Source organism: Phaeodactylibacter xiamenensis (assembly GCF_000759025.1).
GTDB classification, from domain to species: domain Bacteria; phylum Bacteroidota; class Bacteroidia; order Chitinophagales; family Saprospiraceae; genus Phaeodactylibacter; species Phaeodactylibacter xiamenensis.
Genome location: NZ_JPOS01000090.1, coordinates 130,802 through 148,780 on the forward strand (window position 1 = coordinate 130,802; position 17,979 = coordinate 148,780).

Sequence of the window (17,979 nt, forward strand, 5' to 3'; positions counted from 1 at the left end):
ATGGAGAAAATACTTTTCGTAATCAACCCCATCAGCGGGGGCAATGAAAAAGAGGACTGTAAAGCAACCGTAGAAAAGTGGTGGCAACAACATCAACTCAACGGACAGTGGATGGAAACCACCGGAGAGGGTGACCTTGAACGGATCAACACCTTAATACAGGAAGAAAAACCTGAAACAGTAGTCGCCTGTGGAGGTGATGGCACCGTCAATCTCGTAGCCCGTGCCCTGCTTGGGACGCCCATAAATATGGGAATTTTACCACTGGGCTCTGCCAATGGCCTTGCTACAGAACTCCGTATTCCCGAAAACGTAGATGAGGCGCTCGATGTTCTACTGCACGGTCAGCCTTTACCGCTAGACGGGCTGCTCATTAATGGAGACCATCATGCGTTCCACCTCGCGGATGTGGGGTATAATGCCCGCCTGGTCCAGGAGTTCGAATCCGGCGATCAACGCGGTCAACTGGGGTATGCCCGTAGCTTTCTCCGGGTCGCCCGCAACCGCCCCCTGGCCAAATTCAAAATTAAGACCGGCGAGCAAGCCTTCAGTCGCCGGGGTGTGATGGCCACCTTTGCTAATGCCCGTCGCTATGGCACTGGCGCTATCGTCAACCCGGATGGCCGGACCGATGACGGTCAGTTCGAGCTATGCCTCTTCCTGCCCTGGCCACGTTGGTACCTGGTATGGATGAGCGTGCTTTTTTTTATTGGGCAAATCGATAAATCGCGCTACGTGAAGATTATCCCATGCCGCACCCTGCAGCTTGAGGCAGACCGCCCAATGCCATTACAGGTGGACGGAGAATTGGTGGGGGAAGCCCGTTCGATTTCGGTTGAGGTCTTGAAAGATAAGGTGCAGGTGCTTCGGCCAGCAGGGGATTGAACGGATCTGTAACCCAAGAGTAAGACTCCGGCATTTGACCACTGTGTCAGTTCTGTCCATTACGACAACCGCCCCTTGAAATCCTCATACCCGAAGCGCCTGACCACTTCCAGCTCGCCATTCTCCTTCCAAATACAAATGTCGGGATGCCTGACACCATTAAATGTGGTAGTCTTCACCATCGTGTAGTGGATCATATCCCAAAACACCAGGCGGTCGCCAGGCTCAAGGGGGCGGTCGAAGTGATAGGCCTGCTTATAATCGCCGGCCAGGCAGCTCACCCCACCGATGCGGTAGGTATACAGCCCCTCCCCTTCCGGCTTACTGCCGATAATCTTCGGCAGGTAGGGCATCTCCAGCGTATCCGGCATGTGCGCGGTGAAGGAGGCGTCAATGATGGCGGTGCGTACGCCCCGGTTTTCCACCACATCCAGCACAGTAGTGACCAGTTCCCCTGTCTCCCAGGCGATGGCGCTGCCCGGCTCCATAATGACTTCCAGCCCGGTGCGCTCGCGGAATTTTTGCAACAGCTGAATAAGATGGGGGATATCGTAGCCTTGCCGCGTCATCAGGTGGCCACCGCCAAAGTTGACCCATTTGAGCTGTGGGAAGAAGCGCTCAAAGTGGTGTTCAAAAGCGGCCAGGACTTTCTCCAAATCAAAGGAGCTTGACTCGCAAAGCGTATGGAAGTGCAGCCCCTCCACGCCTTCCGGCAAACGCTCGCCCAGCCCGTCCGGAGCGATGCCCAGGCGGGAGCCGGGTGCGGCCGGGTTGTAGAGGTCGGTTTCCACCTCGGAATACTCCGGGTTGACACGCAGGCCAACGGATACCTTATGCCCGGCTTTCGCCAAATGCCCGGCGTGCCGTTCGTATTCCGCTACCGAATTGAAGGTGAGGTGGCTGCTGTACTTCAGGATTTCTTCCAGTTCGCCCGGGATGTACGCCGGGGAATAAGTATGCGCCCGCACGCCCATCTCTTCGTAAATCAGCCGGGCTTCATGCAGGGAACTGGCTGTAGCGCCTTTCAGGTACTGCTTTACCAGCGGGAAGACCCGCCACATGGAAAATCCTTTGAGGGCCAGTATTACCGACACGCCAGCGCGCTCCTGCACGCTGCTAATGAGCTCAAGGTTGCGGCGCAGGCGGCTTTCGTCGAGCAGGAAGGACGGGGAGGGGGCTTGTGCGTAGTTGATCATGTTATTTTTTAAAGTTCCAAATCAATCCCAACTTCCTCCTGCCAGGGTAGGCCCATCTCTCCCAGCTTGTCCAGGAACGGGTCCGGGTTGAATTCTTCTACGTTGAAAACGCCGGTACCGCCCCATTGTCCGGTCAGCACCATCATAGCGCCGAGTGCAGCGGGCACACCGGTGGTGTAGGAAACGCCCTGCGCGCCTGTTTCGTCAAAGGCGGCCTGATGGCTGCAGTTGTTCCAGATGTAGTAGGTCTTCTCTTTACCGTCCTTGATGCCTTTGATGCGGCAGCCGATAGAGGTCTGCCCCGTATAGTTCTCGCCCAGCCCACCGGGGTCAGGCAATACAGCTTTGAGGAATTCGAGCGGGATCACGTCCATACCATTGTACTTCACAGGCTCAATGCCTGCCATGCCGATATTCTGAATCACGCGCAAGTGGGTCAGGTATTCCTGCCCAAAGGTCATCCAGAAGCGGGCGCGCTTGAGGGTTGGGAAGTTCTTGACCAGCGACTCCAGTTCCTCATGGTAAATAAGGTAGGAATCTTTGGGACCAATGTCCGGATAATTCAGCACCTTCATGATTTCATGAGGCTCGGTTTCCACCCACTGTCCATTTTCCCAGTAGCGGCCTTTTTGTGTGACTTCCCGGATGTTGATCTCGGGGTTGAAGTTGGTGGCAAAGGCTTTGCCATGGTCGCCTGCATTGCAGTCCACAATATCGAGGTAGTGCATCTCATCAAAGTGGTGTTTAGCGGCCCGGGCGGTGAAGATGCTCGTCACGCCGGGGTCAAAACCACAGCCCAATACTGCAGTCAGACCGGCTTCCTTAAAGCGGTCCTGATAAGCCCACTGCCAGCTGTATTCAAACTTCGCCTCATCTTTGGGCTCGTAGTTGGCGGTGTCGAGGTAGTGAACCCCGGTTTGCAGGCAGGCTTCCATAATGGTCAGGTCCTGATAGGGCAGCGCAACGTGCAGCACCAATGCCGGTTTGAAGGAGTTGATCAGCGCGACAAGTTCCGGTACATTATCCGCATCCACCTGTGCGGTCTGCATTTTGGTGTGCCCGGTGGCTTTCTGTGCATCCGCTACAATAGCATCGCACTTGGATTTGGTACGGCTGGCGAGCATGATCTCGGAAAATACCTCCGGATGCTGCGCGCATTTGTAAGTAACGACCCGGCCTACTCCGCCGGCCCCGATGATGAGTACTTTTGACATTATCTATTTTTAGTTTTTATCAAATGTATGGATTGCTTCATTTTTGAAGCTTGCAAAGCTATGGCAAGCTTGAATATCTGCCTCTTCTAAATCCGGAAACGCTTCCTAAATATCTGCAATACGATCTCCGCCCGCCAGGTATTCCAAAATAGCCCCAACCGGATACCTCATGCCGCGGATACATGGCTTACCATGACAAATATTAGGATCAATTACGATACGTTCCAGAATAGTCTCTTTTTCCATAATCCGGTATTTTACAGATATTGCACCTTCATTGCTGAAGCAGTCACACTATTAACAAAGATAAATGGGAAATAGCAACTCCAAAGCAGAAAAAATCAAAAACTTCGACCCCAACGGTGTCGGGCTGAAAAACGGCCATTTTATCGGGCTGCCTTTCGAGGAGCAGGACGCGCAGATCGTGCTGCTACCGGTGCCCTGGGATGTGACGGTTTCCTACGGGGCAGGAACGGCTACCGGGCCAGCCAATATCCTCGAGGCATCTCCGCAGCTCGATCTTTACGACCCGGATGTACCGGAGGCATGGAAGATGGGCTTGTTTATGCGGCAGCCCGACGAATCCTGGCTCCATCGTTCTCAGGAACTCCGGCCAGGTGCCGCCCGCTACATCGAGCAGCTGGAAGAAGGGCTACCTGTGGATGAGGCTACGCTCACGCACATCAACAAAGCCTGCACCGAACTCAAAGCCTGGGTGAAAGCAGAAACCACTGCCCTGCTCGAACAGGGCAAAGCCGTTGGCATAGTGGGGGGAGAGCATAGCGTGCCCCTTGGCTTTCTGGAAGCCCTTTCCGAGCGCCATCCGGGCTTTGGTGTACTGCAAATTGATGCGCACATGGACCTCAGGGCCGCCTACGAGGGCTTCACCTACTCCCATGCCTCTATTTTCTATAATGCCCTCCGGTTGGAAGGACTGGCACAACTCACACAGGTGGGCATACGCGACTACTGTGAGGCGGAAGCACAACTGGCCAGGCAGGACAGCCGCTGCGCCGTCTTTTTCAACCACGACCTGAACAGACGAGCCTTTGAAGGCGCTACCTGGGCCGACCTGTGCAGGGAAATGGTGGACACCCTGCCCGAAAAAGTATATATCAGTTTCGATATCGACGGGCTATTGCCGGAACTCTGCCCGCATACCGGCACCCCTGTTCCCGGTGGGCTTACGTTTGATCAGGCGATTTATCTGCTACAAACAGTGGTGGAGAGCGGGCACACCATTATCGGCTTCGACCTTTGCGAAACCGCCGGCCATCCTCACGAATGGGACGCCAATGTCGGGGCACGCGTACTGTATAAACTCGCTAACCTCATGGGCAAAAGCCAGGGGCTGCAAACCGGTTAAGGAACACCGGGAACTTTATGCTTTGATTTTCTGTTAGTTATGGTGTAAGGGGCAATTGCGCTGTCACTGCAAACTTCTGACAAGTGTGCTTATTCTTACCCGGAGCCTGGCTCCGACGGACAGCGTTGCCCAATTTTTTTTGAATAGAAAATCGAATCTATGCTTATTATTGATGTAAAAAGCGGAGAAAATATTGACCGCGCCCTGAAACGCTATAAGCGGAAGCACCGTAAAGTAGGCGTCCTTCAGGAAGTCCGTAGGCGCAAACATTTTACCAAACCCTCTGTGGAACGCCGCAAAGAAGTGCTCAAAGCAGCGTATATCTTAAAGAAACAAGAGGATGAAAACTAGTAGTTCATCCCTGAAGACCGCCCACTGAGGCGGTTTTTTTATGCCCCACGGTTAGCCAGGCCCCACTTTAGAATGCCTTCCAAAACCGGTTCCAGAGACTGTCCTTTCTCCGTCAGCCGGTATTCTACGCGCGGCGGCACTTCCGGGTAAGCGTCCCTGCATACCAGTCCATCCTCCTGCAACTCTTTAAGTTGCTTGGACAATATCCGGTCTGAAACCTTCCCTACCCGGTCGCGCAGGGTGCCAAACCGTACCGGCCCTTCCGATAGCTGCCAGATGATGGCTGCCTTCCACCGCCCTCCTATTATAGATAAGGTATAGGTAACCGGGCATTGCAGCAGCTCCTGCTCGTTCTCATAGTTCGTGGAGGTTACTTTTCTTTCTTCCATCACTTACAAATTTGTTAGCGAGCCAAAACTTACAAAAGGTAAGTAAAGCTATTACTTTTGTAGCGAACAACAAAAAAGAACTATGAAAATCGCATTATTTGGAGGAACCGGAGGCACAGGGAAGGAATTTCTGAAAAAGGCTTTGGAGGAAGGCTATCAGGTTAAGATGCTGGCCCGCACCCCCTCAAAAGTAAGTACAAATTCGCCTCAGCTGGAAATTGTAAAGGGCGATGTGCTCAACGCAGGAGACGTAAGCCGGACGGTGGAAGGTACGGACGTTGTGGTTAGTCTTTTCGGACATGTTAAAGGGTCACCCAAATGGCTGCAAAGCGACGGCACTTTTAATATTTTAAGTGCAATGAAGACTTATGGCGTAAAAAAAATCATCAGCTTGTCGGGGGGCGGACTGCCTTTTGAGAAAGACCAGCCAAAGTTTCCGGACAAGCTCATCCGGTTTATCATGAAAGTAGCGGTACCCAAGGTATTGAATGACGCTGTACGCCATGCCGAAGTTTTGAAGGAAAGCGGTCAGAAATGGGTGATTGTCCGCGGACCACGCCTGACGGACGAGCCCGAGAAGGGATCCTACCGCGTAGGGTGGGTAGGCGTCAATGCCAGTACCAGTATCGGGCGGGCTGATTTAGCAGATTTTATACTTACACAAGTGGGAAGTGATGAGTACATTCACCAAATGCCTTTTATAAGCTACTAGAAATTTGGTACCTTAAAATACCGAAAATATTAAACATGAATATCCTCATTACCGGCGCTACAGGGACCGTAGGAAAGTCCGTTGTCCGTTATCTTCAGCAGGCTTCATCAGAGCATCGTCTGTTTTTTGCGGTGAGGCGTCCTGCGATTGCACGCCATGAGATTGCTGCCAAGACCTGGCAATTAAGACAATTCGATTTTGAGGATATTTACAGTTATCAGCCCGCGCTGAAGGATATCGACCGGCTTTTTTTACTCCGTCCCCCCAATCTGACTGACATTAAAGGGTATATTTTGCCCTTGCTGAAAGCTGCTGTTAAAGCGGAAGTAAAGCTGATCGTCTTTTTGTCCATTCAGAGTGCAGATAAAAACAAGTGGACGCCTCACTATAAAATTGAACAAGCCATTGAGCAGAGCGGGCTGAATTACATTTTTCTGCGCCCTGGTTTTTTTATGCAAAATTTCCTTCAGGAAATCAAAGAAGATATTGTGCAGCGCAATGAGATTTTCGTGCCGGCAGGGAGCAATCGCTTTTCTTTTATTGATACGGAAGAATTAGCCGAAGTGGCTGCAAGAGTATTGCTTGAAGGGACTGATGCGCCTCAAAAGTATACGCTTACGGGCACGTCTCCTATGGATTACTACCGGGTAGCCACTATAGCATCAGAATCACTGGACCGCCGAATACGCTACAGCAACCCTAATCCGCTGTGGTTTATCATTAAGAAACTAATCCGGGGGCGCAAGCTGATGTTTGCCTTTGTGCAGGTAGTGCTCTACCGGTTCAACCGGGTCCCTCCTTCGGATCAGTACCGGCATACGTTGCAACGCCTGCTTCACCGTCCTCCCAAATCGCTCAACACCTTTTTCCTGGAGCATAAAGATGAACTAACGCCTTAGCTCATTTACTGTTCCAGCAGCAAGTAAGACCAGGGATTGAGGTTCATGCTCATTTCCGGGGTAAGCTTAACGGTGCTGTTTGCAAAGACATTGGTGTATTCCCCGGCCAGGCCTTTCTGGCTCAGAGTGAAGGTTTGAGGCTCCTCGCTCAGGTTGAGCAAGACCACTACCTGATGCGCCCCTTTTACGCGCCGGTAGGCGTAGATTTCTTCCGTTGCATTTTCAACGGTAATGCGCTCCAGGACACCGCCGGCAAGCCCGTTGCCCAATGCCGGGTTGCTGTGCTTCAGATCGAGCAGTGTTTTATAAAACCTTGTCTTTTTGAACCCATTCCAGGGGATGGTATCTTTTTCAAAAAACTTCAGGCGGTGATTGAGCCCGGCTTCCTGCCCGCTGTACATCAAAGGCATGCCATCAATGGTGAAGGCCAGAACAGCCATAGCATCTGCTGCGGGCCCCATGCGCTCCTCTATAGTGCCTTGCCATGAGTTCTCATCATGGTTCGTTAGAAAGTTCATAAAGTAGCCCCGGTTGTATACTTCTGCTTTTTTAGCCAGGACCGTATCAATAGCTAGTGGAGACCGCTCGCCTTTGGCAATGGCGTTCATCAGATGGTGAAATTCCCAGCCATAATTCATAGCGAACCATTCCTCATTCCGGTGAGGCGGATGGTCAGACTCTGCCAGCATGAATAGCTCAGGGTTGGCCGCTCTCAACCGTGGAACTGCCTGTGCCCAGAAATCATCGGGCACTTCTCCCGCCACATCGCAACGAAATCCATCTACACCTACCTCTTCCAGCCAGAATAACATCTCACCGATCATAGCTTCTCGAAGCGCTGCATTATCATAATTCAAATCGGCTACATCAGTCCAGCCCCAGGATTCTCCGGTTTTCGGATCAACAGGGTCTATCACATTGCCCATACTGTCCTGAGTATAGTACTCGGGATGCTCGGTAATCCAGGGATGATCCCAACCGGTATGATTGGGTACCCAATCCAGAACCACCCGCATGTCCATGTCGTGAATGGTTTTCACCAATGCCTTAAATTCTTCCATTGTACCAAAAGCAGGGTTCACTGCCGTATAATCCGCAACGGCATAATAACTGCCCAGGCTGCCTTTGCGCCGGGCCTCAGAAATGGGGTACACAGGCATAAACCAAAGAATATCCACCCCCATTTCCTTCAGGCGGGGCAGGTGTTTGGCAAAAGCCTCCAGCGTACCCGAAGGCGTATATTGCCGTACATTGACTTCGTAGATGTTTGCCCGTGCCGCCCACTCAGGTGTGGCAGCAGAAGGCAGCAGATCCGGCTGTTCCATAGGCTCAGATGAATTGTCAGCTTCAGCCTCTCCCCCGCTACCGCAGGCAGACAGAGAAAGTACAGTCAGAAGAAAGAACAGGCTTCTCATGGTAATAGAATTTAAGACCAGTTATTCAGCAACACCAAACTGCTGTCGGGTGGGTCGGGTCAGCAAGCTGATTGCTTTAAGAATAGCCCCTTCCGTTTTTGAATCTTTGATGCCTGCCCAGGTCATCGTATCATTTTCCTGATTAATGCCCTGTATCTCCCATTGTTCATCCTGACGGTCGTCAATATTATCAAACTGCAATATCTTCTTACCATCCTGATTCAGCAGGCGCCAGGAGCCATGGCCTGTTTTATCTTCCCAGCGGCCCGTTTCGTAGGTGCCATCTGCAGACAACTTAAACCAGCGCCCCTTATTGGCCAGGCGAGTCGCTTTATCATCTACAACATAGTATTCCCACACCCAGAAATCGGTGGTCAGGGTATTAACCAGTGCAGAGGGCTCCGCTGCTACCGGAGGCTGAAAGGAACCTTTCATAGCTATTCCTTCGCCGGATGTATTCGTTTCAGCTGCCGTTGGCGCTGAGGTGGTTTCCGTACCGGCCTCACCTGCAGGTTTATCGTCTGTACAGGCCAGTAATCCAAAAATCAAAAGCAAAGACCAGCTTAATCGTCTCATATCGCGAAGATGGTTTAAATTTTGGTCGGGAAGATAAAATGAAGCCCCCACTTTACAAAGTAGGGGCTTAAGGTTTGTTTTAACAGAACAGGTGAATTAACACTACCCCTGCCGGTGTACCACTGCGGCTTCAACCGTACCGTTGGCAGGCAGCTCCCGGCGCTCGCCATAGAGCATAATTTCCAATGGCTTATTGGTATGATTGATGATTTGCGTTTGCTCTCCGGCTACTTTTACCTCCAGATAGTACCCCCGGAAGCGCACCTTAAAGGCGTAAGATTGCCAGTTTTTGGTAATGAACGGGCTGAACTGTACCGTATCATTAAAGACCCGCATACCACCGAAGCCTTTGACGAAGGCCATCCATGTACCTGCCATACTTGTAATGTGGCAGCCGTCTTCGGTATCGTTGTTGTAATCATCAAGGTCAAGGCGGGCGGTGCGCAGGTACATCTCGTAGGCTTTCTCCTCCCGGCCCAGCAGTGCGCCAAGGATCACATGCACGCAGGGGGACAGTGATGACTCATGCACCGTGCGTGGCTCGTAGAAGTCGAAGTTACGGCGGATGGTATCCGTATCGAAGTGGTCTTCGAAGAAATAAAGCCCCTGCAACACATCGGCCTGCTTAATAAAGACCGAGCGCAGGATACGGTCCCACGACCAGTTTTGGTTAATGGGGCGGTCTTCCGGTTTCAGGTCATCCACCGTGAGCAGTTCCTTGTCGAGGAAGCCATCATGCTGCACTAAAATGCCCAGTTCATCGTCCTTCGGCAGGTAGATATTACCGGCAATGTCTTTCCATTTTCCGGTCTCGGTGTTCCGGTAGAATTTGATCTTTTCTTCAATCTCCTGGTAGCGCTCCGGGTGGTTTTGCGCTACGTATTCAATAGCCTCCATGGCATACTCCAAACACCACTTGGCGATGTAGTTGGTGTACCAGTTGTTGTTGACGTTGTTCTCATACTCGTTCGGGCCGGTAACGCCGTGCATCATGTACTGTCCGTTGCGCTTGGAGAAATGCACCCGCTGTGCCCAAAAGCGTGCAATGCCGATGAGGACTTCCAGCCCATACTCGCTGAGGTACTCCTGCTCGCCGGTGTAGCGGATGTAGTCGTAAATGGCGTAGGCAATGGCGCCATTCCGGTGAATTTCCTCAAAGGTAATCTCCCATTCGTTGTGGGATTCCTCGCCGTTCATCGTCACCATGGGGTAAAGCGCAGCACCGTCGGTGAAGCCGAGTTTTTCGGCGTTTTCGATGGCTTTTTGCAAATGCTTGTACCGGTAGACCAGCAGGTTGCGAGCCACGGACTGATCAGCGGTAGCCAGGTAGAAGGGGAAGCAGTAGGCTTCGGTATCCCAATACGTGCTGCCCCCGTACTTCTCGCCAGTGAAGCCTTTCGGGCCGATGTTCAGGCGCTCATCCTCGCCGGTGTAAGTTTGGTACAGCTGGAAAATATTGAACCTGATGCCCTGCTGAGCGGCTACATCGCCTTCGATGCGTATATCCGCTTCTTCCCATTTATTGCCCCAGGCAATAGCCTGCTCGCGTAGCAGGGACTGGAAGCCTTCTTTATAAGCTTCCTTCACCGCCGCCTTGCAGCGGTCCATCAGTTCTTTTTTCTTATAATTGAGAGAGGTGACGTTGGCGGCATACTTGTAAATGACCGTGGTCTCCCCCTCTTTGCAGGCCAGGTCTACCGAACAGGCCACATATTTCTCCTTTTCGATGCGGTAGGCGTCGAAGTCCACTTCCTTTCCGCCCTGCTCGATGCTAAACTTCATGCCCGTGCAAGCCTGAAAAGCGGTTTTCTTCGTTTCAGCCGTCACATAGCCCTGCCGGCGCTTGACTTTCTTGTCGACCTCCACCCAGAATTTCTCATCGTAGTTGGAATCTTCGTTTTCGACATCAAAATCCACGTAAGGCGTAATGTTGATGGGGCTGGAAAAGTCCAGAGGCGTGATGCGATACTCCAGGGCGGCAATCTCATCGCGAACGATACTGCAGAAACGTTTAGCTTCCACCTTCACTCGCCGGCCGCTCTTCATTTTTGCCGTAAAGGTACGCAGCAGAAAGCCCTCCTTCATATTCAGCTCCCGGCGGAAGTCTTCCACTTTGCATTCTGCGAGGTCAAGGGCTTCCCCGTCAAAGTCGATATTGATGCCCGCCCAGCTGGAAGCGTTGAGTACTTTGGCAAAGTATTCCGGATAGCCGATCTTCCACCAGCCTACCTTGGTTTTGTCGGGATAGTAAATGCCCGCCAGGTAGTTGCCCGGCAGCGTATCGCCGGAGTACTGCTCCTCGAAGTTGGCGCGTTGCCCGAAGCGGCCGTTACCGATGCTGAAAATACTTTCGGAAATACGGTTGTATTCCGGGATGAAGCCTTCTTCGATAATGCTCCACTCGTCGTGTTTCAAATATTCCTTCATATTGGTTTAGGCTTTTCGTGTTATTGAATGGCTGCTGCGGGCAGGGCCTGCAGGATATCGTTAGGGGTGAGGTTTGTAAAATCAGGTACCACATGATGGGCGTGCTTCAGGTTGTCGCCACCTACGCCGACGGCATAGAAACCGCCGGAAAGCGCAGCGTCCACGCCTTTTTCGGCATCTTCAAAAACCACGCATTCGTTGGGTTTCAGCCCCATGGCCTCCGCGCCCATCTCAAAAACCTGTGGGTCAGGTTTGCTGCGGGTGAGTTTGTTGCCATCGATGATGACTTCGAAGCGGTCTTTCAATCCGATTTGCTCAAGGATAGTAGTGGCGTTCTTGCTGCTTGAGCCTACCGCCAGTTTCAGCCCTTGTGCCTCAGCAGCGTCCAGGAAGGGCAGGATGCCTTCCAGTATTTCGGAATCGTCCATCTTCAGAATGTACTCCCGGTACCACTCGTTCTTTTGGGTAGCCAGCTCCTGCTTTTCGGCCACTGTTTTTTCCACGCCGCCCCATTCCAGGATAAGATCGAGAGATTCCATACGACTGACCCCTTTGAGCTTCTCGTTTTCTTCTTCGGTGAAATCCGATCCCACCGCATTTGCCATTCGCCTCCAGGCGATAAAGTGATATTTGGCGGTGTCTACAATCACACCGTCCAAATCAAAAATAAAAGCTTTGATCATGCTTAACTATTCGTATTTGCGCCCTAAGATAAGGGATTTTTTGAGGGCGGGAAAGGATAGTGTTTTAATTACACTTAGAAAACAAATAATGTAAAACTAGCAGAATTTCCCGAACGACTTAATTGTGACGCGTTACTCATTTCGGTATCATCTTAAGTGTACCTGTCAAACAATTTCAAGAATACCGTGCTGCTCACTCTCGCTTAATGCCAATATTTGCTGTCGATTACGAATAATCAATTCCTGAATATGACTAGTAGATTGGTTACCAATCCTAAGTAAAACGATTTTCGGCGGAAATCCTTTTTGGGCTAAAAAGTGATAAAAATCGTCGTCATTTGTCACAATAATAGCATCATTAGCTTTCGCCCAATTCCATATTTCGATATCACTAGCTGGTATAGGAAGCCCGCACTTTTCTACATGATGGATTTGTTCGAAGTGAGGCGTAAGCAACCTTATTAGTCGCCAGGAAATATTGGCATCTAACAATAAATTCATTTCAGGCAGCTATGATCTGAGAAACCTGCTCTCTATAAGCTGCAAAGGATAATGCAGCCAAAATATGCTCCTGACGGAGAGAAGGAAAGTCATTCAAAATATCCTCATAACTCATACCTGATGCCAGCCATTGCAAAATATCTCCAACAGCAATTCTAGTCCCTTTAATGCAAGGCTTGCCAAAGCGGATATTAGGATTGATACTTATGTATTGTTGAAGGTTTTCCATTTTTATATTTACTATTCACTTGATTGAAACTATAATAGAGTCAAGATAATTCATTCCAGACTAAAAACAAAGTCTCAACAGTTGCCTGTTTTTGGATTATACTGACTTCAGGATGTTTTCAACTTAAAGACATCTTTGAAAAAGAAACAGCCAAGGCTGAGGTTGAGCTTTAAGCATGGAAGCGCAAATGTAAAAGCTTCGAAAAACCTACTAAAAGCCCAACATCAACCCTGACATGTCTGATAGACTTGAGTGCTTAAATCACCCCCAGCTCCTTCCCCACCTTCGTGAACGCAGCAATCGCCTTGTCCAGGTGCACCCGGTCATGAGCAGCCGACAGTTGCGTCCGGATACGGGCTTTGCCTTTAGGTACTACCGGATAGAAGAAGCCGATCACGTAGATACCTTCATCGAGCAGGCGGTTGGCGAAGTCCTGCGACAGCTTGGCATCGTACAGCATAATGGGCACGATAGGCGCCTCCCCGGGCAGAATATCGAAACCGGCGGCAGTCATTTCTTTACGGAAGTAGGTGGTATTGTCCTCCAGCTTGTCGCGCAGCTCGGTAGACTTGCTCAGGATGTCAAACACCTCAATGGAAGCGCCTACAATTGCCGGTGCCAGGGTATTGGAAAACAGGTACGGGCGGGAACGCTGCCGCAGCATGTCCACAATTTCTTTCTTTGCGGCTGTGAAGCCACCGGAAGCACCACCCAGCGCCTTACCAAGCGTACCGGTGATGATGTCCACCCGGCCCATAACATTATGGAATTCATGAGTACCCCGGCCAGTCTTGCCGATAAAGCCGGTGGCGTGGCAGTCATCGACCATTACCATGGCGTCATACTTGTCTGCCAGGTCGCAAATTTCATTCAGTTTAGCAATATCCCCATCCATAGAAAACACCCCATCTGTAGCGATCAGGCGGCGGCGGGATGACTGGGCCTCCTTGAGTTTTTCCTCCAGGTCAGCCATATCGCTGTGCTTGTAGCGGTAACGGGATGCTTTGCACAGGCGGATCCCATCAATAATGGAAGCATGGTTGAGCTCATCCGAGATGATGGCGTCCTCTTTAGTGAGCAGGGGCTCAAATAACCCGCCATTAGCATCAAAAGCCGCTGCGTAGAGGATGGTGTCTTCCATGCCCAGGAAGTCGGCGATTTTATGCTCCAGTTCTTTATGAATGTCCTGCGTACCACAAATAAACCGCACGCTCGACATCCCGAAACCATGGGTATCGATAGCATCCTTGGCGGCTTTGAGGATATCCGGATGGGACGATAGCCCGAGGTAGTTATTGGCACAGAAGTTCAGGACTTCGCCGGTGCTCTGTGTCTTGATAGCCGCCGATTGCGGAGTCGTGATGATCCGCTCTTCCTTGTACAGGCCGGCTTCTTTGATTTCACTAAGTTCCTGCTCCAGGGCAGGCTCTACATTCTTATACATAAGTTGAAGTTGAGTGCTTTAGAAATTGAATATTTATAATGCCGCGGACGCCATTTCCCGCAAATTAGCGAGCATATCCCTGGTCATATCCGGGAGGTTATAGGCAGGCTTCCAGCCCCAATCAGCCCGGGCCTCTGCGTCATCAATATTTTCCGGCCAGCTTTCAGCAATCTTTTGCCGGAAATCGGGCTCGTAGGCGACTTCAAAACCGGGTACTTCTGCCTGTATGGCAGCAGTAATTTCAGCGGGTGTGAAGTTCATGCCAGAGATGTTGTAGGAGGTCCTGATTTTAATCTGTTCTGCTGGCGCATCCATGATTTCAATGGTCGCCCGCACCGCATCGTCCATGTACATCATGGGCAGGCGGGCGTGATCAGCCAGGAAACAGGTATAGCGCTCCCCGCGTACCGCATGGTGGAAGATATCCACTGCATAGTCCGTCGTGCCGCCCCCCGGCATCGACTGATAGCCTACGATGCCCGGATAACGCACCGATCGCACGTCGACGCCAAACTTTTGGTAAAAATAATTGCTCCAGTGCTCGCCGGCTACCTTACTGATACCATAGACGGTCTGGGGCTGCAGTACCGCATGTTGGGGGGTGTCAATTTTGGGCGTTTCCCCACCGTACACTGCAATAGAGCTGGGGTTGAAGACTTTACAGCCAAATTTTTTAGCCGCTTCCAGGACATTGAACAGGCCCGACATATTGACCTCCCAGGCCCACTGTGGATTCAGCTCGCCTTTGGCCGATAGAATAGCAGCGAGATGATAAATCTGGGTGACGCCCCTGCTCCCGACAAGCTCGAACATCGCATTGCGGTCGAGCACATCAAGGGTTTCAAAAGGGAAATCGTAAGCAGCCGGCTCGCGGATGTCTGTAGACAGGACATTAGCGGTGCCAAACCGTTCACGAAGGGCTTGCCCGAGCACGGTACCGATCTGGCCGTTCGCGCCCGTAATGAGGATGGTTTCGGTTTTCATATAATTTGGTCAGTGCTATAAAATACTTCGGCTTTTCATGGTTAGATGAACCGCCTACAGCTTAATAACGCAGTAAAACAGCTGCGGTTTTGGTTATCTTAGCCCGGGTCCGGAACAGCGTCCAGAAACCGGTAGCTCTTCGCTTCGTAGTCCATCCAGCAGCAGTAGTTTTCCCGACCGTTAGTGACCATAAGGTAGGGCACCTGCAGGCTGGAATTGTACCAGGAGACCTGCTCAAATACCGCCTGACTAATCTTTACCTGCGGTGCCTTGCACTCAATAAGCAGGTAGGGCTTTACCTCTTTATCATAAACCAGCAGATCGAACCGCCGGTCCAGGGTATTGACCTTCAGCCCCCGCTCCATGGAAATGCGGTTGCTGTTGTATCCCCGCTCTTGCAAAAGGTACTCCAGTATCAGCTGCCGTACCATCTCCTCAGGCTGCAGTACCAGCCACTTTTTTCGTATGCGGTCAAAGATAAGCCGTTTATCGGCCTGGCGCTTCACCCGAAGCTGATCTTTGTAACGGAGCAAGTCAATATTTATCTCCATGCAGCCCGGTTATCGTACGATTACTTTTTCCTGTCGCAGCACCTGTCCCTGTGGGCCCTGAAGACAAATCCAGTATATACCGGCTTGTTTAGGCAAGGTTACCATACTGCGGCCGGCTCGTAACAGTTGCTGCCCCAACTGCTGCCCGCTGGCATTGTACCAGCTGACAGAGAGTTCCTCCTGTTGCTCAAGGCCTGCAACAGAGACCTCTACGGCCGATTGAGTTGGATTGGGGAAAACGCTGAAGCCGTAGATACCTTCCGCTTCCTCATAAGAGGTCAGCAGCCAGGCATCAAACAACGCCTGCAGGGAATCGATGGGCTCCACGCCAGCGGGCGCTTCAGCTACATTGAGCTCCAGCCAGGGATTATCCAGGTCATCATCGGGCTTAAACACCCGCAAAAAGGCAGAAGTCGAAGACGTCCCGGCATCCAGGCAACGGGCATCTGCTCCGGGGATATTGGCGCCCTGCATGGCAGCCATAAGGCGTTCCGCAAGGGTGCCTTCTGTATTTAGGAAACCTGCTTCCATGCCCTCCAGTACTTCCGGGCCTAGCAGGATATTGCCCTGTATCGCATAGTTGGCTCCGAGGAGGTGCCCCTTCCAGTCATCAGCATTCTGACCGGTGAAAGCTGCTACTTCCGGTTCACCAAGAGCATTCAGGGCTGCTACCCCGTACTGCCGGTACTCCGGGTTGAAATTCTGCGAAAAGCAGGCATCATTTGCGACCAGCCAGTCGATGACTTCCTGCGGCGTATTGCCTTCGGACAAGCGAGCCACTCCGTTATCCAAATTGATGTGGGGATTAACACAAATATAAGCCTGTGCATTAATCCCGCCCCGCCCCGGAATAATCCCGCTCAGCAAAATCACCCCGCCCAGGCTGCCAATGCCTTCCACGCAAGTGGCACCGGCACTGCCTACCTCACCCGTAGCCGGATCAACGGCCACAATCGAGAAAGTATCCTGTGACCAGGTGCTTTGCGCGGCCAACAAAAACAGCAACCCTGTCCAAATTACAGATTTCATACTATTGGATGATCAGTTTACGGCTTATGGTTTCCAATCCATCGGTTAGCTGAAGCCAGTAAGCACCAGCAGCTAACTGCAAACGGGGCAGCGCGAAGGTATGTTCCCCAGCTGACAGTGCCCCGCTGAATATATTGCGCACTCGCTGCCCATTGCTGTTCATGAGCACCACCTGAGCACCAGGGAGCGGCTGTTGGAGCTCAAGGGATACCGTCATATCCGATACAGCCGGCGTAGGGAATACCTCAAGGCTGGCCCGGGATTCAAAATCAGGGGCCGCCGTCAGCATAGACTCCCGCACCTGATTGGTATTGAGCACCTCAAATCCTCCGGCATTGCCACGCCAAAGTACAGCGGCCACGATAAGGCTGTTGTTGCCCAGGTTATCCGTATTGATCTCCTGTGCCTGCAGGTCAGAGATGGCTATGCTGTAGCGCCTGTCAACCTCATCGCCGGCATTGGCGCCACCATCAGCAATGGTTTCCCCAAAGGCCGTGCCCGTCATGGAATGGCGTAGGATGTTCTTGTGCTCTGCCATAGCGCCCTGACCGGATTGCATTGCGATGACCGTAGGCTCAATGAGATATACAGCCAGGTTAACCGACTCCCCGTCAATGCCTTCGAAGAAATGCGTTTTGGTCCGTACGATAAGGCTGTCCTCCGTGGCTTGCGCCAACAAACCGGTTTGGGCTACAGGCGGCATTTCATTGAAATCGTCGACTGCAGCGGCGGCGTCCTGACGGACCGTCGCAATATTGGTACTCGTAACGCCGAGGTTTTCGGTATTCAGGAAGAAAACCGGCTGCCCGAAGCCACCGAGTGCGGTGGTGAGTTCATTGGAGACACTGTTGGTCAGGATGCTGCTGCCAAAGTGGGCGGCAACCACCAGCGCCTCTGACTGATTGTCCGCCAGCAGGTCACGGAACAGTTCCCAGCCGTAGCCACCGCATTTGGGGCACCAGGTGGCCGTACGCTTGGTGATGAGCGGGTGATGGGTCTGAGGGACTTCAATCTCCTGTGCCAGCAGCGGCAGGGTCAAAACAAACAGGCAAAAAAGTAAAAAGGCTCGTTTCATAGCAGTCTGTATTTTGAGGTAAAAGTACGGGGAATTCCGGCAATAAAAAACCA

General features: G+C 51.8%; 19 protein-coding genes and 1 pseudogene. 5 read left to right on the top strand and 15 right to left on the bottom strand.

The genetic code is table 11. From position 1 onward, the window contains the following. The gene (locus tag IX84_RS26585) at nucleotides 1-885 is read left to right on the top strand and encodes a diacylglycerol/lipid kinase family protein (protein WP_044228354.1); all 885 of its coding nucleotides are present in this window, start codon (nucleotides 1-3) and stop codon (nucleotides 883-885) included. A gap of 59 nt (nucleotides 886-944) precedes the next feature. Here the strand turns inward: IX84_RS26585 and nspC are convergent, their stop codons facing one another. The 3 genes and pseudogenes from nspC to IX84_RS32665 all read right to left on the bottom strand — a co-directional run. Then, nucleotides 945-2,081, bottom strand: a complete 1,137-nt coding sequence (gene nspC, locus IX84_RS26590; RefSeq protein ID WP_044228358.1) for a carboxynorspermidine decarboxylase — start codon at nucleotides 2,079-2,081, stop codon at nucleotides 945-947. Nucleotides 2,082-2,089: 8 nt separating this feature from the next. Beyond that, on the bottom strand, nucleotides 2,090-3,295 hold the full coding sequence (locus IX84_RS26595) for a saccharopine dehydrogenase family protein (protein WP_044228361.1): 1,206 nt from the start codon (nucleotides 3,293-3,295) through the stop codon (nucleotides 2,090-2,092). A gap of 108 nt (nucleotides 3,296-3,403) precedes the next feature. Further along, a pseudogene (locus IX84_RS32665) lies at nucleotides 3,404-3,541 on the bottom strand (DUF433 domain-containing protein); the annotation flags it as partial. 64 nt (nucleotides 3,542-3,605) lie between these two features. Here IX84_RS32665 and IX84_RS26605 point away from each other — a divergent pair. Both IX84_RS26605 and rpsU read left to right on the top strand, forming a co-directional pair. Then, nucleotides 3,606-4,661 carry an agmatinase family protein gene (locus IX84_RS26605; protein WP_044228363.1) on the top strand — a complete coding sequence of 352 codons (1,056 nt, stop codon included), beginning with the start codon at nucleotides 3,606-3,608 and terminating at the stop codon, nucleotides 4,659-4,661. A 159-nt stretch (nucleotides 4,662-4,820) separates the two neighbouring features. Continuing rightward, complete coding sequence (rpsU, locus tag IX84_RS26610; protein ID WP_044228369.1) at nucleotides 4,821-5,012, top strand: 30S ribosomal protein S21; 192 nt, start codon at nucleotides 4,821-4,823, stop codon at nucleotides 5,010-5,012. Nucleotides 5,013-5,050: 38 nt separating this feature from the next. Here the strand turns inward: rpsU and IX84_RS26615 are convergent, their stop codons facing one another. Further along, nucleotides 5,051-5,401, bottom strand: coding sequence for a winged helix-turn-helix transcriptional regulator (locus IX84_RS26615; protein ID WP_044228371.1), 351 nt, complete (start codon nucleotides 5,399-5,401; stop codon nucleotides 5,051-5,053). 82 nt (nucleotides 5,402-5,483) lie between these two features. Between IX84_RS26615 and IX84_RS26620 the strand changes: the two genes are divergently transcribed. Then, complete coding sequence (locus IX84_RS26620) at nucleotides 5,484-6,113, top strand: NAD(P)-dependent oxidoreductase (RefSeq protein WP_044228375.1); 630 nt, start codon at nucleotides 5,484-5,486, stop codon at nucleotides 6,111-6,113. Between the two features lie 35 nt (nucleotides 6,114-6,148). After that, entirely contained in the window at nucleotides 6,149-7,012 is an 864-nt protein-coding gene (locus IX84_RS26625) for an NmrA family NAD(P)-binding protein (protein WP_052516435.1), read from the top strand. A 5-nt stretch (nucleotides 7,013-7,017) separates the two neighbouring features. Here IX84_RS26625 and IX84_RS26630 read toward each other — a convergent pair whose 3' ends face one another. From IX84_RS26630 to IX84_RS26680, 11 genes are all read right to left on the bottom strand, one after another. Next, nucleotides 7,018-8,427, bottom strand: coding sequence for an alpha-amylase family glycosyl hydrolase (locus tag IX84_RS26630; RefSeq protein WP_044228379.1), 1,410 nt, complete (start codon nucleotides 8,425-8,427; stop codon nucleotides 7,018-7,020). A 21-nt stretch (nucleotides 8,428-8,448) separates the two neighbouring features. Continuing rightward, nucleotides 8,449-9,003 carry a hypothetical protein gene (locus IX84_RS26635; protein WP_152605261.1) on the bottom strand — a complete coding sequence of 185 codons (555 nt, stop codon included), beginning with the start codon at nucleotides 9,001-9,003 and terminating at the stop codon, nucleotides 8,449-8,451. 102 nt (nucleotides 9,004-9,105) lie between these two features. Beyond that, nucleotides 9,106-11,430 carry a glycoside hydrolase family 65 protein gene (locus IX84_RS26640; RefSeq protein WP_044228385.1) on the bottom strand — a complete coding sequence of 775 codons (2,325 nt, stop codon included), beginning with the start codon at nucleotides 11,428-11,430 and terminating at the stop codon, nucleotides 9,106-9,108. 20 nt (nucleotides 11,431-11,450) lie between these two features. Further along, entirely contained in the window at nucleotides 11,451-12,113 is a 663-nt protein-coding gene (gene pgmB, locus IX84_RS26645) for a beta-phosphoglucomutase (protein ID WP_044228388.1), read from the bottom strand. A gap of 165 nt (nucleotides 12,114-12,278) precedes the next feature. Next, a complete protein-coding gene (locus tag IX84_RS26650; protein ID WP_044228391.1) occupies nucleotides 12,279-12,614 on the bottom strand; it encodes a DUF5615 family PIN-like protein in 336 nt (111 codons plus the stop codon). 1 nt (nucleotide 12,615) lies between these two features. Further along, the gene (locus IX84_RS26655; RefSeq protein ID WP_044228394.1) at nucleotides 12,616-12,843 is read right to left on the bottom strand and encodes a DUF433 domain-containing protein; all 228 of its coding nucleotides are present in this window, start codon (nucleotides 12,841-12,843) and stop codon (nucleotides 12,616-12,618) included. A gap of 256 nt (nucleotides 12,844-13,099) precedes the next feature. After that, entirely contained in the window at nucleotides 13,100-14,287 is a 1,188-nt protein-coding gene (gene kbl / locus IX84_RS26660) for a glycine C-acetyltransferase (protein ID WP_044228397.1), read from the bottom strand. Nucleotides 14,288-14,320: 33 nt separating this feature from the next. Then, complete coding sequence (locus IX84_RS26665; protein WP_044228399.1) at nucleotides 14,321-15,271, bottom strand: NAD-dependent epimerase/dehydratase family protein; 951 nt, start codon at nucleotides 15,269-15,271, stop codon at nucleotides 14,321-14,323. Nucleotides 15,272-15,369: 98 nt separating this feature from the next. Beyond that, nucleotides 15,370-15,822, bottom strand: coding sequence for a type I restriction enzyme HsdR N-terminal domain-containing protein (locus IX84_RS26670; protein ID WP_044228402.1), 453 nt, complete (start codon nucleotides 15,820-15,822; stop codon nucleotides 15,370-15,372). Nucleotides 15,823-15,831: 9 nt separating this feature from the next. Beyond that, nucleotides 15,832-16,851, bottom strand: coding sequence for a DUF1028 domain-containing protein (locus IX84_RS26675; protein ID WP_044228405.1), 1,020 nt, complete (start codon nucleotides 16,849-16,851; stop codon nucleotides 15,832-15,834). Nucleotide 16,852: 1 nt separating this feature from the next. After that, a complete protein-coding gene (locus IX84_RS26680; RefSeq protein WP_044228408.1) occupies nucleotides 16,853-17,926 on the bottom strand; it encodes a T9SS type A sorting domain-containing protein in 1,074 nt (357 codons plus the stop codon). Between the last annotated feature and the right edge of the window lie 53 nt (nucleotides 17,927-17,979).

What these genes read in the sequence shown, in the direction of transcription:
- IX84_RS26585 (WP_044228354.1), top strand. Translation starts at nt 1, where the DNA reads ATGGAGAAAATACTTTTCGTAATCAACCCCATCAGCGGGGGCAATGAA.
- nspC (WP_044228358.1), bottom strand. Translation starts at nt 2,081, where the DNA reads ATGATCAACTACGCACAAGCCCCCTCCCCGTCCTTCCTGCTCGACGAA.
- IX84_RS26595 (WP_044228361.1), bottom strand. Translation starts at nt 3,295, where the DNA reads ATGTCAAAAGTACTCATCATCGGGGCCGGCGGAGTAGGCCGGGTCGTT.
- IX84_RS26605 (WP_044228363.1), top strand. Translation starts at nt 3,606, where the DNA reads ATGGGAAATAGCAACTCCAAAGCAGAAAAAATCAAAAACTTCGACCCC.
- rpsU (WP_044228369.1), top strand. Translation starts at nt 4,821, where the DNA reads ATGCTTATTATTGATGTAAAAAGCGGAGAAAATATTGACCGCGCCCTG.
- IX84_RS26615 (WP_044228371.1), bottom strand. Translation starts at nt 5,401, where the DNA reads ATGGAAGAAAGAAAAGTAACCTCCACGAACTATGAGAACGAGCAGGAG.
- IX84_RS26620 (WP_044228375.1), top strand. Translation starts at nt 5,484, where the DNA reads ATGAAAATCGCATTATTTGGAGGAACCGGAGGCACAGGGAAGGAATTT.
- IX84_RS26625 (WP_052516435.1), top strand. Translation starts at nt 6,149, where the DNA reads ATGAATATCCTCATTACCGGCGCTACAGGGACCGTAGGAAAGTCCGTT.
- IX84_RS26630 (WP_044228379.1), bottom strand. Translation starts at nt 8,427, where the DNA reads ATGAGAAGCCTGTTCTTTCTTCTGACTGTACTTTCTCTGTCTGCCTGC.
- IX84_RS26635 (WP_152605261.1), bottom strand. Translation starts at nt 9,003, where the DNA reads ATGAGACGATTAAGCTGGTCTTTGCTTTTGATTTTTGGATTACTGGCC.
- IX84_RS26640 (WP_044228385.1), bottom strand. Translation starts at nt 11,430, where the DNA reads ATGAAGGAATATTTGAAACACGACGAGTGGAGCATTATCGAAGAAGGC.
- pgmB (WP_044228388.1), bottom strand. Translation starts at nt 12,113, where the DNA reads ATGATCAAAGCTTTTATTTTTGATTTGGACGGTGTGATTGTAGACACC.
- IX84_RS26650 (WP_044228391.1), bottom strand. Translation starts at nt 12,614, where the DNA reads ATGAATTTATTGTTAGATGCCAATATTTCCTGGCGACTAATAAGGTTG.
- IX84_RS26655 (WP_044228394.1), bottom strand. Translation starts at nt 12,843, where the DNA reads ATGGAAAACCTTCAACAATACATAAGTATCAATCCTAATATCCGCTTT.
- kbl (WP_044228397.1), bottom strand. Translation starts at nt 14,287, where the DNA reads ATGTATAAGAATGTAGAGCCTGCCCTGGAGCAGGAACTTAGTGAAATC.
- IX84_RS26665 (WP_044228399.1), bottom strand. Translation starts at nt 15,271, where the DNA reads ATGAAAACCGAAACCATCCTCATTACGGGCGCGAACGGCCAGATCGGT.
- IX84_RS26670 (WP_044228402.1), bottom strand. Translation starts at nt 15,822, where the DNA reads ATGGAGATAAATATTGACTTGCTCCGTTACAAAGATCAGCTTCGGGTG.
- IX84_RS26675 (WP_044228405.1), bottom strand. Translation starts at nt 16,851, where the DNA reads ATGAAATCTGTAATTTGGACAGGGTTGCTGTTTTTGTTGGCCGCGCAA.
- IX84_RS26680 (WP_044228408.1), bottom strand. Translation starts at nt 17,926, where the DNA reads ATGAAACGAGCCTTTTTACTTTTTTGCCTGTTTGTTTTGACCCTGCCG.